Origin of the sequence: Thiorhodococcus drewsii AZ1 (assembly GCF_000224065.1) — a bacterium.
In the GTDB taxonomy this organism is placed as follows: Bacteria; Pseudomonadota; Gammaproteobacteria; order Chromatiales; family Chromatiaceae; genus Imhoffiella; species Imhoffiella drewsii.
In genome coordinates this window covers 126,407-141,206 of the sequence record NZ_AFWT01000002.1, presented here as the reverse complement: position 1 = coordinate 141,206, position 14,800 = coordinate 126,407, and the positions used below count along the sequence as shown (strand labels likewise).

Genomic DNA, 14,800 nt, shown 5'->3' with positions numbered 1-14,800 from the left:
GATCCGGATCGCGAATATCGGTGGGTCGGGTCAGAGGAAGGTCACGCCGACCTGGAATAGGCGTTCGACCTCGGAGATGCGTTTCTTGTCCTGGAGGAAGAGGATGACGTGATCCTCGGACTCGATGAGGGTGTCCTTGTGGGCGATGATCACCGCATCGCCGCGCACCAGCGCGCCGATGGAGGCCCCTTTCGGAAGCTTGAGGTCGCCGACGGCGCGCCCGACCACCTTGCTCGATATCTTGTCGCCATGCGCGATGGCCTCGATCGCCTCGGCCGCGCCGCGCCGCAGCGAATGGACCATGACCACGTCGCCGCGTCGAACATGCTTGAGCAGGCTGCCGATGGTGGCCTGCTGGGGCGAGATGGCGATATCGATGGAGCCAGACTGTACCAGATCGACATAGGAGGCGCGATTGATCAGTGCCATCACCTTGCGCGCACCGAGCCGCTTGGCCAGCATGGCCGAGAGGATGTTGGCTTCGTCGTCGTTGGTCACGGCGCAGAAGACGTCGGTGCTCTCGATGTTTTCTTCCAGGAGCAGATCCTGGTCGGCCGCGTCGCCATGCAGCACGATGGTCTTCTCAAGGGTTTCGGCGATGCGTTTGCAGTGTCCCAGCTTGCGCTCGATGATCTTGACCCGGAAACTCTGCTCCAGCGCCTTGGCCAGCCGGGTGCCGATATTGCCGCCGCCGGCGATGATGAGTCGCTTGTAGGACTCGTCGAGTCGTCGGAGTTCTCCCATGACGGCGCGGATGTGCACTGGCGCGGCGAGGAAGAAGACCTCGTCGTCGACCTCGATGACGGTGTCGCCCTCGGGCTGGATGGCGCGGTCCTGACGGTAGATGGCGGCCACCCGTGCCTCGACTTGCGGCATGCGCTCCTGGAGCGTGCGCAACTCCTGGCCGACCAAGGGGCCGCCGTAATAGGCCTTGACCGCGACCAGCCGGATGCGTCCGCCGGCGAAGTCCAGCACCTGCAGCGTTCCAGGATTTTCGATCAGACGGATGATGTAATCGGTGACCAGCGCCTCGGGGCTGATGGCCACATCAATCGGCAGTGCGTCGGAGCTGAACAGCTTGGGCTGTTCCAGAAAGCTCGGCGCGCGTACCCGAGCGATCTTGGTTGGCGTGTGGAAGAGCGTGTAGGCGACCTGGCAGGCCACCATGTTGGTTTCATCGCTGTTGGTGACGGCGATGATCATGTCCGCGTCCTCGGCCCCCGCGCGCAGCAATACGTCCGGATGGGCTCCGTGGCCCATCACGGTGCGTAGGTCGAAGCGATCCTGCAGTTCGCGCAACAGATCGGGGTTGTGGTCGACGACGGTGATGTCATTGGCCTCGCTGACTAGATTGGCAGCCACCGAGGTACCGACCTGGCCGGCGCCCAGAATGATGATTTTCATGCTGGCCTCCAGCCTCCAGCTTCCAGCTTCCAGCTAGAAGAGGAGCGCCCAAGGCGCTCCAGGGGCGATGGCCATGGAGCCTGCAGAAGGCGATGGTCGGCTGCCGAGCGTGCCGATTGCTCCGCTGGCGGCTGGCGGCTGGCGGCTGGAAGCTGATCCCTCATCGGCGTTCTTTGATCTCGATGCCGAGCGAACGCAGCTTGCGGTAGAGATGGGTGCGCTCCATTCCGGCCTCCTTGGCCATCTTGCTGACATTGCCCGCGTGCTTCTCGAGCTGGTAGTCCAGGTAGGCCTTCTCGAACTGTTCGCGCGCCTGGCGCAGCGGCTGGTCGAAGGAGACGAGCCCTTCCAGTGCCTGCGCCTGGACCGGTGGTGGCGCGCCCAGGGCGCTCTCGACCTCTTTCTGGCTGATCTCGTCGCCGGCGCCCAGGATGAGGACGCGCTGGACCAGGTTCTTTAGCTCGCGGACGTTGCCCGGCCAGGGGTAGTTGCGCAGGAAGTTCTGGGCGCCGACGCTGAAGCGGCGATAGGGCAGCTTCTCGTGCGTGGCAAAATAATCGAGATAGAAATTCAATAGATCGGGAACGTCCTCGGCATGCTCCTGAAGCGACGGGATGTTCAGCGGGACCACGTTGAGATGGTAGAAGAGATCCTCGCGAAAGCGTCCGGCCCGGACCTCGTCTTCGAGGTTGCGTTGGGTCACCGCGACGATGCGCACGTCGATGCGTACCGGCTCGTTGCCACTCACCCGGAGGAAGGATCCGCTGTCGAGCGCGCCCAGGAGTTTGGATTGCGCCTCCCATTCCATGTCGGCGACCTCGTCGAGCAGCAGCGTGCCGCCCGCCGCCTTCTCCAGGCTGCCGTAATGGGTGTGTTCGCCGTCCTCGGTGCCGAAGAGCTCGCGCGAGGCATTGCCGCCGGCCAGCGAGGAGACGCTGAGATCCACGAAGGGCCGCTCGCGCCGGGCGCTCTGCGAGTGCAGATAACGGGCGAAGGTCTCGCGACCGCTGCCCGATTCGCCGGTAATCAGCACCCAGGTGTCGTGCTGGGCGATGCGCTTGACCTGCTCGCGCAGGCGCTGCATGACGGCGCTGCGCCCGACCGGCTCGTGAACCTGCGGGGCGCGGCGCTTGAGTCCGATGTTCTCCTGCTGGAGCTTGTCCGCTTCGAGCGCGCGCTCGACGGTCAGCAGGAGCTTGGCCATCGAAAGGGGCTTTTCGAGGAAGTCGTAGGCGCCCAGGCGCGTCGCTTCCACGGCCGTTTCGACCGTGCCATGGCCGGACATCATGATGACGGGGCAGGGGAGGTCGTCCTCTTCCGACCATTCCTTGAGCAGTGTGATGCCATCGATGTCGGGCATCCAGATATCCAGCAGGATCAGATCTGGACGTCGGTCGCGTAGGGCGTGGCGCGCGGCCTCGCCGTTCTCGGCGATGGCGACGGTATAGCCTTCGTCTTCGAGGATGTCTTTGACCAGGCCGCGAATGTCGGGCTCGTCGTCGACTACCAGTATATGGGTTGCGCTCATGAGTCTGTGTGTTGCTCCTGACCTTGGGCCGCCGACGAGGCGGCTTGCCAGACCGGCAGCCGAACCCTGATGAGGGCGCCTTCACCGGTGTTTTCGACCGTGATCATACCGCCGTGCTCCTCAATAATCTTCTTGACGATCGCCAAACCGAGCCCGGTGCCCTTGGCCTTGGTGGTTACGTAGGGCTCGAACAGTCGATCCATGAGCTGAGGTTCGAACCCCGGTCCATTGTCGGCGACCACGAATTGAATGAAGGGGCCTTCCTCTTGCTCCAAGCGTTCCGTGGAGACCTGGATGCGTGCGGCGTCATGCCCTTCCAATGCCTCCTGGGCGTTCTTGATCAGGTTGTGGATGACTTGGCGCAGACGCAACGGATCGCCCCGCACTAAGATCCCCGGCGTGCCGAGTTGGATGTCGAGCGAGGGTGTGCCGGCGCTGTGATAGAGATCCAGAACCTCCTGCGCGAGCTGATCGAATACGAGCGGTGTCTGTTGAATCTGCGGCGTCCTGGCATAGTCGGAGAAGTCGTTCACCATGGCCTTCATGGCCTCGACCTGCTGGATGATGGTGCGAGTGGAGCGGTCGATGAAGCCGGCGTTCGCCTCCTCTGCCTTGGGTAGCAGTTTGTGGCGCAGGCGTTCGGCCGAGAGCTGGATCGGGGTGAGCGGATTCTTGATCTCGTGCGCCAGGCGCCGCGCCACCTCGCCCCAGGCGGCGTTGCGCTGGGCGGTGATGAGCGAGGTGATGTCGTCGAAGACCACCACGTGGCCACGATGCTTGGAGTCCGAGAGCGGCAAGGGACTGCCTCGGCACATGAGGGTTTGGTTGCCCTCGGCGCGTTGCAGCGTCACCTCCGCCCGCCAAGCATGGCCTGCGGCGAGGTGTTTGCGGACCGTCTCGGTCCAGGGGGTGATCCAGGGCTGGCTGTGCTCGATCCGCTCCAGCGTTGGGCCTGCGTCCTCGGCGAACTCCAGTGCCAGGATGCTGCGCGCGGCCGGGTTGGTGGTGCGCATGCGCTGGTTGTCGTCGAAGGCGACCACGCCAGAGGACAGGCGTCCGAGGACGGTTTCCAGATAGTTGCGCTGGGTCTCGACCGCCTGTTTGCTGCGCGCGGCGGCGTCGCGTGCTTGGCTGATGCGGCGCGACATGGCGTTGAAGGAGGCGACCAGGAAGGTGAGTTCGTCGTCGTGGCTCGGCAGCGGAATCTGCTGCTCGTATTCACCCTCGGCAATGGAGCGTGTGCCTCGGGCGATATCGGCGATGGGCGCGACCAGCCGGCGCGCGGTGTGGAAGGCCGCGATCAGCGCCGCCATGAGTCCGAACAGAAGCACCAGCGAGAGGGTCAGCGAGAAGCTGAACTTGAGCGACTGGCGCAGATAGGCGAGTTCGGTGTAGCGGTTGTAGGCGTCTTCGAGTCGGGTCGAGAGCTCGCTGATGCGTGCCGAGGTCGGGAAGATCGCCTGCATCTGCATCGGGCGCCCGCGCGGATCCTGGACCAGGACCCGCACCACCAGATCCTCGCCGGTGCCCGTCTCCAGCCCGACATAGTTGGTCCCGGCGCGCACGCTCTGCTGGATCTCGCGCTCGGCGTGATTGGGGACCAGCTGGGTCGGATCCTCGTTTGAGGTCCCCAGGACCATGCCGCCCTGACCGTAGACGGTCAGTTCGATCGCACCCGCCTGGCGTCGCAGATTGTTGAGGCTGAGTGCGATCGCGGTCGAAGATCGGTCCTCGATGCTGTCCAGGAGCTGTTCGGTGTATTTGCTCAGGACCCTTTGGTTGAGGTCCAGCGAGGCCTGGTTCAGCACCAGGGCGTCCTGCATCGCCTTGCCGATGGCGACGTCGAACCAGCTGTCGATACCGCGCAGCAGAAAGCCGAGCGAGAAGTAGTAGACCACGCCCACCGGCAACAGCGAGATGAAGGCGAAGAGCAGGACGATACGCGCGGTCAGGCGTGATCCCGCCGCCTGGCGACGGTAGCGTCGCACCAGCTTGACCACGTTGACGAGCACCAGCACCGCCAGCACCGCCAGGCCAACCAGGACCACGGCGAGCAGAGGGACGAAGGCGCGGCTCAGGGTCTCGGAGTTCTGTACGGCGTCCCGCATCAGCACCAGGACGACGAACAGACCCACGATCAGGAGCGCGACCGGTAGGGTGCCGAGTCCGCGCCGCCAGTTCAGCGTGTTATTGGCCACTTGGTCCACCCGCTGGCGAGTTTCCAGGAGGGCATCAGATAGGCGAGGGGTCTCAGGGGCAGGGGCAGCTGCTCGATGTCCAGGAAGACCTTGAGCTGGACCTCGTAGTCCTCGTCCGGATCGAGATCCTTCTGGTCGACGAGCTGCAGATCGTTCAACTCGCCGAGCGCCCGGATCGCCGCCTCGCGGGTGACGAAGCTACGGCCGGTCGAGCCCGGAAGGCGGTAGACCTCGTAGTTCTCCGAAAGCGGCTTGTAACGGATAGCGTTGCGGATCTGCAGGTCGAGCAGGCTGTCCTCCCACATCCAGGCTTCGGTGCGGCGGACCTGGATGTGGGTCACGATGGTCAGTGGCACCCCGTTGCCGAGCGCCTCCAAGGCATTGTCGCTGAGGTTGAAATCGATCTGGGCGCTCAGCCGATAGACCCCATCGACGAGTCGGATCTGCGCCTGTCGCACATCAAAGTCGTCCTCGGCGAGGATTGGCGAGGCGAGCGCGACTGCGAGGCACAGCGCGATCCCGAATTGGAGTGAGATTCTGAGTCTGATCGGGCGCGGAGACCTCATGCGGTGTCCTTCTCGATCAGGGCGTAATAGAAACCGTCGCTTCCGCCTGCTGTCGGCAGGAGCTGACGGCCATGCTGCAGCGCACGTCCGCGCTCCGTCTCCAGCGCGATTTCGCGCGCCTCGGGCTGGCGCGACAGGAAGGCGGCGATCTGGGATTGGTTCTCCTGCGGCAGCAGCGAGCAGGTGGCGTAAAGCAGGCGTCCTCCCGGCGCGAGGAGCGGCCAGATGGCGTCGAGAATGCGTCGCTGGGTCTCGCGGAGCGTCTCGATGTCGCTCTCACGTCTGAGCCACTTGATGTCGGGGTGGCGGCGGATGACTCCGGTGGCGGAGCAGGGTACGTCGAGTAGGATGCGATCGTAACGGCGCTCGGCCCAGTCTCCGGACGGATCGCTGGCGTCGCCGACCGCGACCTCGGCAGTCAATCCCAATCGGGTCAAAAGGGTTTGAACCGAGGCGAGACGTGTCGGATCCTGATCGATCGCGGTCAGCTCAACCTGATTGCCTACCCGCTCGAGGATCGCGGCGGTCTTGCCGCCCGGAGCGGCGCAGGCATCCAGCACCCGCTGTCCGGGCTGGGCGTCGAGTAGCTGGGCGGCGAGTTGTGCGCCGGCGTCCTGGACCGAGACCCAGCCACGGTCGAACTCGGGGAGCTCGCGCGTCGGACGCGGCCGGTTCAGCATCAGACCGGCCTCGGAGCCTGGGATGGGCGTCGAGCCGATGTCGGCCGCGGCGAGGCGTTCGGCGTATTGCTGCGGGTCGAGGTGCATGCGATTGACGCGCAGGCTCATGGGGGCCCGGTCGTTGCTGGCCTCGACGATCTGCTGCCAATCGTCTGGCCAGTCCGCGCGCAGACGCTTGAGCAGCCAGGCGGGGAACAGCCATTGGAGATCTCGGTCGCAGTCGACGGATGCCTCCAGCGCCTCGCGCTCGCGCTGGAAGCGGCGTAGCAGTGCATTGACCAGCGGTGCCTTGTTGGCCTTTCCGAGCAGTCGGACGGCATCGACCGTCGCCGACACGGCCGCGTGCGGCGGTGTGCTCATGGCGCTCAGCTGATAGAGCCCGACCAGGATGAGTGCGTCGAGATCGCGGTCGCCATGCTTGAGTGCGCGGTTGAGCAGGCGAGCGGAGATGGCCTCCAGGCGCGGCAGCTGGCGCAGCGTGCCATAGCTCATCTCCTGGATCAGGGCATGATCCACGCTTGATTCGGTCGAGTGTGAGTCCCGGATGACTCGGGTCAGTGATTCGCCACGGTCTCGGACCCGATAGACGGCGCGTGCCGCCATGGCGCGGGCCTGTGCACCCGCCGGGGCGGCCTTGGTTCTAACGGATTCAACCAAAGCGAGCGCCGTCCAGGTTGCGTGCATTCAGATAGTCCGCCGCGCGCATGGGTTTCTTTCCCGATGGCTGGAGGCGGGTGATGCGCAGTTGTCCCGCACCGGTCGCGACGCGGATGCCGCTCTTGCCGGTGTCCAACACCGTACCGGGTGGCGCGCTGTCGGTGTCGTTTTCTGCCTCGGCGTCCCAGATGCGCAGCGTTTCGCCGTCGAGCTGGGTCTGTGCGACCGGCCAGGGGTCGAAGGCACGGATCTGGCGTTCGATGGCCGTAGCGCTGAGAGACCAGTCGATCGCGGCCTCTTCCTTGCTCAGTTTGTGGGCGTAGGTGGCGGCCGTGTCGTCTTGCGGTTCGGGCTCGGTCGAGCCGTCGGCGATCCCGGGCAAGGCCGCAGTCAGGGCCTCGGCGCCCAGGGTCGAGAGGCGATCGTGCAGCGACCCGCCGGTCTCGCGCGGCGCGATGGGCGTTTCGACTCGATGGTAGACCGGACCTGTGTCGAGTCCGGCCTCCATGCGCATGATGCAGACGCCGGTGGTGGCGTCGCCCTCCAGCACCGAGCGTTGGATGGGTGCGGCACCACGCCAGCGTGGCAGCAGCGAGGCATGGACGTTGACGCAGCCGAGCCGGGGTGCGTCCAGCACATCCGTGGGCAGCAGCAGCCCGTAGGCCACCACCACCATGAGATCGGCGTCGAGCGATCGCAGCTGGGCGACCGCGTCCGGGTCGCGCTTCAGGCTGAGCGGCTGGAACACCGGAATGGATGCGTTGAGCGCCAACTCCTTGACCGGGCTCATCTGTAGTTTTCTGCCACGTCCGGCCGGGCGATCCGGCTGGGTATAGACCGCGACCACGTCCAGATCGGCGGCGATCAACGCGGCGAGGCTCGGGACCGCGAATTCTGGCGTTCCCGCGAAGATGACCTTCAGCCGGTTCATGGGCGATCCTTGCGTTGCAGTCGGTGGGAGAGGCTCGGATCGGACGAGGATCTCGCGCTCGGTGTCGTGGGATGAGGGAAGACGAAGACGCGACGCACTAGATGGCACCCCGGCGTGGCTCTGCGGCCTGGGCTTGGCGCTGATCCTTTTCGAGTTTGCGGCGAATACGTTGGCGTTTGAGTATGGAGATGTGATCGACGAACAGCTTGCCGTCCAGATGATCGAGCTCGTGCTGGATGCAGACGGCCAGCAGCCCGTCGGCCTCCAGGGTGAAGGGGTTGCCATCGCGATCGAGCGCGCTGACCGTGACCGCCTCTGCGCGCGTGACCGGCTCGAAGAAGCCGGGCACCGAGAGGCAGCCCTCGTCCATTTGGGTCTTGCCCTCTTTCGAGAGAATCTCGGGGTTGATCAGGCAGAGGGGGGTGTCGTGGTTCTCGGAGGTGTCGATCACCACGATCCGGCGCTGCACGTCGACCTGGTTCGCGGCCAAGCCGATGCCTGGCGCGGCGTACATGGTCTCGAGCATGTCGTCGACCAGCTCGCGGACCGAGTCGTCGACCTGCGTCACGGGCAGCGCCTTCAGGCGCAGTCTGGGGTCGGGAAAGGTGAGGATATCGAGCTTGGCCATCTCTGATGTCGGAATGCAATATGTTTCGGGAAGTCTCCACCTCGTACGCTACGAGCCGGGAGCCGTAAGATCCGGATAGGCTTTCTCTCAGGAGTGCGAACGGGTGGAAGTTATGAAGTCGTGTGCGCTACTATCGCTAAGATACTACACCCCTTAGTAGGGGCGGGTGAATCCCGTTTCGACCATCGTGGAGGGTCCATGCGCGTCGCTATTCGCCATTTCGTTCGAGTGTCGCTCCTCTTGGGGTCAATGATTCTGCTGGTTCCGGTCGCCTCCGGGGCCGAGCTTGCACCCGATGCTCCTCAAACCTATGTGGTGCGCTCGGGTGACACGCTCTGGGATATCGCTGGGCGATTTCTGAGGGATCCTTGGCTCTGGCCTGAGGTCTGGCAAGCCAATCCCGGCGTCGGGGATCCGGACCTCATCTATCCGGGCGACGTGCTGGAGCTGACCATGGTCGGCGGCGAGCCGCGCATTCGGGCCAGACGCGGTGCCGGGCCGCGCGTGGTGCGGCTGACTCCGCATGTGCGCTCCTCCCCGCTTTCGGCGGCGGTGCCGACGATTCGGATCTCAAGCATTGCGCCCTTCCTGACCCGGCCCTACGTCGCCGATGCGCAGGACATCAAGCGCGCGCCCTATGTGGTCGGTTTTCCGGACGAGCATCTGATCGCCGGGGTCGGCGATTCGATCTATGTCCGCCGCATCCGCACCAATACCCAAACGGCATTCCAGATCCTGCGTCCTGGTGACGAGTTGAGGGATCCGGATAGCAACGAATTGCTCGGTTACGAGGCTGTGTTTGTCGCCGATGCGCAGCTGGAGCGGATCGGGGATCCGGCCAAGCTGAAGGTCGTGAGCATGGAACGCGAGGTCTCGATTGGGGATCGCGTCATTCCGGGCGATGCGGAGCGTCGGTTGGAAAACTTCTTCCCGCATCCGGCGCCTGAGGGGCTGCGCGGGCGCATCATCTCCGTGCTCAACGGGGTATCCCAGATCGGGCCCTACGATGTCGTCGTTATCAATCGAGGCACGCGTGACGGGATCGAGCCGGGACACGTCTTCGAGACCTACATCGGTGGCACCAAGGAGCGGGATATGGTCAAGAGCGGTGCCCACGAGCCGAACTGGCGCGGTCCGGGACCGCTCTCCAGCGAGTTCTGGTTCGGCAGCGATTACGAGAAGAAAGGCTGGCGCGCGGATGAACCGGACTCCAACGCCCCCTTCCCGTTGCATATGGACTTCCGTCGTAACAATCAGAAGTATTTCAAGCCGTTCGAGCAGTCTGGCGTCCTGATGGTCTTTCGATCCTTTGAAAGAGTCAGCTTCGGTGTGATTCTGAAGGCGAGCCATTTCATCAACGTCGGCGATTGGATTGCCTCTCCCCCATCCTGATCCCTCGCCGCTTGGATCGTTGCGCGATGCTCGACGATCCAACCGCGACTGGCTCATTCTCCTCTCGGCGCCCGGGATCGGTCCGCGTACCGCCGTGCGTCTCTGCGAGCATTTCGGCGATCCGGCCGGCGTGCTTGCCGCGTCCCGATCGGCGCTGTCCGAGCTGGGGCTCAAGCCAGCCTGTGTGGACGCGCTCAAACAGCCGGATACCGAGGCCGTCGAGGCCATTCTGAGCTGGGGCGAGCGTCCCGATGCCCACCTGATCGCCATCGACGATCCATTTTATCCGCCGCAGTTGACGGAGATTGCGGATCCGCCTCCGCTGCTCTATGTCCGAGGCGATCCCGCACTGCTTCGCGAGCCTCAGATCGCCGTCGTCGGCAGTCGCAACCCGACCCCAGGCGGGCGCGAGATCACCGCCGAGCTCGTTCGCGAGTTGGCGGGCTGGGGGCTGGTCGTCACCAGTGGGCTTGCGGTCGGAATCGACGGTGTGGCCCATACCGCCGCGCTCGAATCCGGGCAAACCATTGCTGTGATGGGGACGGGGCCGGATCTGGTCTATCCGGCCTCCCATCTGGATTTGGCCTGCCGTATCGCCGAGAACGGAGCCCTGGTCAGTGAGTTTTCGCCGGGACGGGGGCCGCTGGCGCGTAACTTCCCGCGTCGCAACCGGCTCATCAGTGGCTTGAGTCTCGGGGTGCTGGTCACGGAGGCGGCGCTCAAGAGCGGTTCGCTCATCACGGCACGTTGCGCCCTGGAGCAGGGACGTGAGGTCTTCGCCGTTCCCGGCTCGATCCGCAATCCCTTGGCGCGCGGGTGTCATGGTCTCATCCGCGACGGCGCCAGGTTGGTCGAAAGCGCCTCCGATATCCTGGCTGAATTGGCGCCACTGTTGAATGCGGCCTTGGCGTCTGCCAGTCAGTCGCCTCCCTCTCCGGTAGCCGGAATGTCCGCCGAGGGTCTGCAAGGGGATGAGCGACGCCTGCTGGATGCATTGGAATTCGACCCGATGGCCCCGGACGAATTGATCGCGCGCACAGGGCTGCCGGCGGATCAGGTGATGTCCATGTTGTTGCTCCTGGAATTGAATGGTCATGTATCATCGGTGCCGGGTGGACGCTATTGCCGCTCTTCCGGCTAGCGAAGACCCGTTTTGGCGCCGATCGGCGCGCGTTTGCTTCGATCTTTGGGTCGAAGATGCCATCGAGGTTGGCTGATGTACGAAAATATGGTCGATGTCCTGATCTATCTTTACGAGAATTACATGGATGGCGATGGTCAGCCTCCTGTCGAGCAAAGCGAGCTTGAGGACGAGCTGGCTCAGGCCGGCTTTAGTCAGAACGAGATCGATAAGGCTCTGCGCTGGCTCGACGAACTCGCCGTGGGCGTCGAGGCAACCGAGGGACATCTCCATCCGGTCGGCTCCATCCGTGTCTACAGCGATCTCGAATGCAGCAAGCTGGATCCCGAGGTGCGGGGGTTGCTGATGTCGTTGGAGCATGGGGGGATCCTGGATCCGGTCAGTCGCGAACTCGTGATCGATCGCTTGCTGGCGATCGATCATCCTCAGGTCCTGGCGGACGAGGTCAAATGGGTGGCGCTGCTGGTCCTGATGAATCGTCCGGGGCAAGAGGATGCCTTTACCCAGATGGAAGATATGCTCTACAACGAAGATCCCGTCTATCTGCACTGATCTCGAACTCGGTTCGGCACCGTCTTTCAGGGAGGGGCTGATGCTCTTGTGTCGAATCGCGTCCGTCTTGCGTCCGCGAGAGGGGCGCATTGCACCGGTTTCCTATTGCATCCACACATTGGCGATTCTGCCAAAGGCCCTTGACGTCGAGCTTCGCCCTGGGTTTAACCTAAAGAAACGACGCCAAATCCAATAGAATCCCGCATGAATCTCGTCATCGTCGAATCGCCGGCCAAGGCCAAGACCATCAAGAAATACCTCGGAGCCGACTTCGAGGTGATCGCTTCGTACGGACACGTCCGCGACCTGGTCCCCAAGGAGGGAGCGGTCGACCCGGATCATGGCTTCGCCATGAAGTACCAGATCATCGATCGCAACGAGAAGCACGTCCAGGCGATCGCCAAGAAGCTCAAGGAGGCCGACACCCTCTATCTCGCGACCGACCCGGACCGCGAGGGTGAGGCGATCTCCTGGCATCTCTACGAGCTGCTGAAGAGCCGCAGGCAGCTTGGCAAGCGCCCCGTGTACCGTGTGGTCTTTAACGAGATCACCAAGCGGGCCGTCCAAGACGCGATCGCCAATCCGCGCGAGCTTTCCTACGATCTGGTCAATGCCCAGCAGGCGCGCCGTGCGCTCGACTATCTGGTCGGCTTCAATCTGTCGCCCTTGCTGTGGAAGAAGATCCGTCGCGGATTGTCCGCCGGACGGGTTCAGAGTCCGGCGCTGCGTCTCATCTGCGAGCGCGAGAACGAGGTCGAGGCATTCGTTCGTCAGGAGTACTGGACCATTGAGGCGGATGCGAGCAAGGACGCGAAATCATTCAGCGCCAAGCTGACGACCTTCGGTGGCGAGAAGGTCGAACAGTTCAGCATCACCGACGAGGGGCGTGCCGCCGAGGTTAAGGCGACGCTCGAGCAGGCCGCCGATGGCACGCTCAAGGTCGAAAAGGTCGAGCGCAAGCAGCGCAAGCGTTTCCCCGCGCCGCCCTTCATCACCTCGACCCTGCAGCAGGAGGCGGCGCGCAAGCTGGGGTTCACGGCCCAGCGCACCATGCGCGTGGCCCAGCAGCTCTATGAGGGCGTCGACGTCGGTGGCGGCGCCGTGGGTCTCATCACCTACATGCGTACCGACTCTGTCAATCTGGCCGAGGAGGCGCTGACCGAGATCCGATCCCATATCGCCGAGCGTTACGGGGCGGACGATCTTCCCGATCAGGCGCGGCACTACAAGACCAAGTCGAAGAATGCACAGGAGGCCCACGAGGCCATTCGTCCGACCTCCATCCTGCGCGAGCCGTCGGCCATTAAGGCCCACCTGACGGTGGAGCAGGCCAAGCTCTACGAGCTCATCTGGAAGCGCACCTTGGCTTGTCAGATGAACCATGCGCTCATCAATCAGGTGGCGATCGATCTGAGCGCCGGGGCGGGCAATCTGTTGCGCGCGACCGGGTCGGTGGTCGCCGAGCCCGGCTTCATGCGGGTCTATCTCGAGGGTCGTGACGACGCCAAGAGCGCCGACGACAACGAGGAGCGCATGCTGCCCGATCTGAAGGAGGGCGATCTGGTCGAGTTGATTCAGGTCCGCGCCGAGCAGCATTTCACCGAGCCCCCGCCTCGGTATTCCGAGGCGTCGCTGGTCAAGGCGTTGGAAGAGTTCGGTATCGGTCGTCCCTCGACCTATGCCTCCATCATCTCGACGCTTCAGGATCGCGAATACGTGGTGCTCGACAAAAAGCGCTTCTCGCCGACCGATGTCGGGCGTGTGGTCAACAAGTTCCTGACTGAGTACTTCACCTCATATGTCGACTACGACTTCACCGCGCGACTCGAAGACGATCTGGACGCGGTTTCGCGCGGCGAGGGTGAATGGATTCCGCTCCTGGAGCGGTTCTGGCGGCCCTTCAAGGATCAGGTCGATCACACCCAGGAGCACGTCAAGCGCAGCGATGTGACCCAGGAGCGTATCGACGAGACCTGCCCCAAGTGTGGCGGCCAGCTCTCGATCCGGCTCGGACGCAACGGACGCTTCATCGGTTGCACCAACTATCCGGATTGCGACTACACGCGCGACCTGAACGCCGACAAGGCAGAGCAGGAGGCCCCAGAGATCGTCGAGGGGCGGTCCTGTCCGCTGTGCGGTTCGGCATTGGAGGTCAAGCGCGGGCGTTACGGTAAGTTCATCGGCTGCAGCGCTTATCCCAACTGCAAGCACATCGAGCCGCTGGAAAAGCCTGAGGATACGGGCGTTGCCTGCCCCAAATGTGGCAAGGGGACGCTGCAGAAGAAGAAGTCGCGGCGCGGCAAGATTTTCTATTCCTGCTCGACCTATCCGACTTGCGATTATGCCGTCTGGGACGCTCCGCTCGCCGAGTCTTGCCCCAAATGCAGTTGGCCCATCCTGACCCTCAAGGTCACCAAGACCAAGGGTGCAGCCAAGGTGTGTCCGCAGAAGGAATGCGGCTATCGCGAGGCGATTGAGGAGGCGGAGGAACAGCCGCTCGAATCCAAGTGAGTATGCGTCGCTCTGGGCACCGCGCGATTAGCGTGCCGTTCGATTAGCGCAGTGCCTCTCTGACGCGCTTCCAGGGAAAATTTCCGCTCGATCCGGGGTACTCTCCGCCTGGATCGATCTTGAGCTTGTAGCGTTTCTTGCCGCAGACGAAGGCGCGTCGATCGACCTCGCTGTGACCCAGGATCCGATCAGGAGTGAGGTCGTACCGGTGCAGCAGTCGGGCGAGCAGATCGATCAGTGCGTTGATCTGAGCGGGAGGGAAGGGGTCCTTGCCGTTGCCGTCATTGACCAGCTCGATGCCGATCGAGGAGGAGTTGCGTCCGCGTGCGTGAAAGGCGACCTGCGTCTCCGGGGTGCCGGCGACCGTTTCCCCGTCGCGCCCGATGAGATAGTGATAGCCGATATTGGGGTGGGTGGCGAAATGTCGCAGGTTCGATTCGAGGGTTCCGCCCGGCGCATGCCATAGCCGTCCGTGCTTGCATCCAGGTCCGCCGGTGGCGTGGATGACGATGAGATCGATCGGGCGCGCGCTTGCTCCGGCTCCCGGAATGAGCGCGAGCATGCAGGCCAGTATCAGAGATAGAGACGACTTTCTTCGTTCCGCTCCTCGCA

Annotated in this window: 12 protein-coding genes; 4 read left to right on the top strand and 8 right to left on the bottom strand. The window is 63.8% G+C overall.

The genetic code is table 11. The annotated features are described in order from the left end of the window. Positions 1-30: 30 nt before the first annotated feature. From trkA to def, 7 genes are all read right to left on the bottom strand, one after another. Positions 31-1,404, bottom strand: a complete 1,374-nt coding sequence (trkA, locus tag THIDRDRAFT_RS01905; RefSeq protein ID WP_007039097.1) for a Trk system potassium transporter TrkA — start codon at positions 1,402-1,404, stop codon at positions 31-33. Between the two features lie 160 nt (positions 1,405-1,564). Then, on the bottom strand, positions 1,565-2,932 hold the full coding sequence (locus THIDRDRAFT_RS01900; protein WP_007039096.1) for a sigma-54-dependent transcriptional regulator: 1,368 nt from the start codon (positions 2,930-2,932) through the stop codon (positions 1,565-1,567). Further along, complete coding sequence (locus tag THIDRDRAFT_RS01895) at positions 2,929-5,130, bottom strand: sensor histidine kinase (protein WP_007039095.1); 2,202 nt, start codon at positions 5,128-5,130, stop codon at positions 2,929-2,931. The genes THIDRDRAFT_RS01900 and THIDRDRAFT_RS01895 overlap by 4 nt, the downstream gene beginning before the upstream one ends. After that, positions 5,112-5,696 (bottom strand): DUF4390 domain-containing protein, encoded by a 585-nt coding sequence (locus tag THIDRDRAFT_RS01890; RefSeq protein WP_007039094.1) that lies wholly within the window; start codon positions 5,694-5,696, stop codon positions 5,112-5,114. Before THIDRDRAFT_RS01890 ends, THIDRDRAFT_RS01895 begins: the two co-directional genes overlap by 19 nt. Next, a complete protein-coding gene (gene rsmB, locus THIDRDRAFT_RS01885; protein ID WP_007039093.1) occupies positions 5,693-7,060 on the bottom strand; it encodes a 16S rRNA (cytosine(967)-C(5))-methyltransferase RsmB in 1,368 nt (455 codons plus the stop codon). Before rsmB ends, THIDRDRAFT_RS01890 begins: the two co-directional genes overlap by 4 nt. Next, the gene (fmt, locus tag THIDRDRAFT_RS01880; protein WP_007039092.1) at positions 7,026-7,964 is read right to left on the bottom strand and encodes a methionyl-tRNA formyltransferase; all 939 of its coding nucleotides are present in this window, start codon (positions 7,962-7,964) and stop codon (positions 7,026-7,028) included. The genes rsmB and fmt overlap by 35 nt, the downstream gene beginning before the upstream one ends. A gap of 97 nt (positions 7,965-8,061) precedes the next feature. Then, positions 8,062-8,592 (bottom strand): peptide deformylase, encoded by a 531-nt coding sequence (gene def / locus THIDRDRAFT_RS01875; protein WP_007039091.1) that lies wholly within the window; start codon positions 8,590-8,592, stop codon positions 8,062-8,064. A 198-nt stretch (positions 8,593-8,790) separates the two neighbouring features. On the opposite strand from def, the gene THIDRDRAFT_RS01870 reads away from it, so the two are divergent. From THIDRDRAFT_RS01870 to topA, 4 genes are all read left to right on the top strand, one after another. Further along, the gene (locus THIDRDRAFT_RS01870; RefSeq protein ID WP_007039090.1) at positions 8,791-9,984 is read left to right on the top strand and encodes a LysM peptidoglycan-binding domain-containing protein; all 1,194 of its coding nucleotides are present in this window, start codon (positions 8,791-8,793) and stop codon (positions 9,982-9,984) included. 19 nt (positions 9,985-10,003) lie between these two features. Further along, entirely contained in the window at positions 10,004-11,125 is a 1,122-nt protein-coding gene (gene dprA / locus THIDRDRAFT_RS01865) for a DNA-processing protein DprA (RefSeq protein ID WP_007039089.1), read from the top strand. 75 nt (positions 11,126-11,200) lie between these two features. Next, positions 11,201-11,677, top strand: coding sequence for a Smg family protein (locus THIDRDRAFT_RS01860; protein ID WP_007039088.1), 477 nt, complete (start codon positions 11,201-11,203; stop codon positions 11,675-11,677). Positions 11,678-11,881: 204 nt separating this feature from the next. After that, positions 11,882-14,188: a type I DNA topoisomerase gene (gene topA, locus THIDRDRAFT_RS01855; protein ID WP_007039086.1), complete on the top strand. Its 2,307-nt coding sequence runs from the start codon at positions 11,882-11,884 to the stop codon at positions 14,186-14,188. A 43-nt stretch (positions 14,189-14,231) separates the two neighbouring features. Here topA and THIDRDRAFT_RS23480 read toward each other — a convergent pair whose 3' ends face one another. After that, the gene (locus THIDRDRAFT_RS23480; protein ID WP_007039085.1) at positions 14,232-14,750 is read right to left on the bottom strand and encodes an N-acetylmuramoyl-L-alanine amidase; all 519 of its coding nucleotides are present in this window, start codon (positions 14,748-14,750) and stop codon (positions 14,232-14,234) included. Between the last annotated feature and the right edge of the window lie 50 nt (positions 14,751-14,800).

Bases quoted from the DNA above. Each gene is read 5' to 3' on its own strand.
- trkA (WP_007039097.1), bottom strand. From the start codon at position 1,404: ATGAAAATCATCATTCTGGGCGCCGGCCAGGTCGGTACCTCGGTGGCT.
- THIDRDRAFT_RS01900 (WP_007039096.1), bottom strand. From the start codon at position 2,932: ATGAGCGCAACCCATATACTGGTAGTCGACGACGAGCCCGACATTCGC.
- THIDRDRAFT_RS01870 (WP_007039090.1), top strand. From the start codon at position 8,791: ATGCGCGTCGCTATTCGCCATTTCGTTCGAGTGTCGCTCCTCTTGGGG.
- rsmB (WP_007039093.1), bottom strand. From the start codon at position 7,060: ATGCACGCAACCTGGACGGCGCTCGCTTTGGTTGAATCCGTTAGAACC.
- def (WP_007039091.1), bottom strand. From the start codon at position 8,592: ATGGCCAAGCTCGATATCCTCACCTTTCCCGACCCCAGACTGCGCCTG.
- THIDRDRAFT_RS23480 (WP_007039085.1), bottom strand. From the start codon at position 14,750: ATGCTCGCGCTCATTCCGGGAGCCGGAGCAAGCGCGCGCCCGATCGAT.
- fmt (WP_007039092.1), bottom strand. From the start codon at position 7,964: ATGAACCGGCTGAAGGTCATCTTCGCGGGAACGCCAGAATTCGCGGTC.
- THIDRDRAFT_RS01860 (WP_007039088.1), top strand. From the start codon at position 11,201: ATGTACGAAAATATGGTCGATGTCCTGATCTATCTTTACGAGAATTAC.
- THIDRDRAFT_RS01890 (WP_007039094.1), bottom strand. From the start codon at position 5,696: ATGAGGTCTCCGCGCCCGATCAGACTCAGAATCTCACTCCAATTCGGG.
- topA (WP_007039086.1), top strand. From the start codon at position 11,882: ATGAATCTCGTCATCGTCGAATCGCCGGCCAAGGCCAAGACCATCAAG.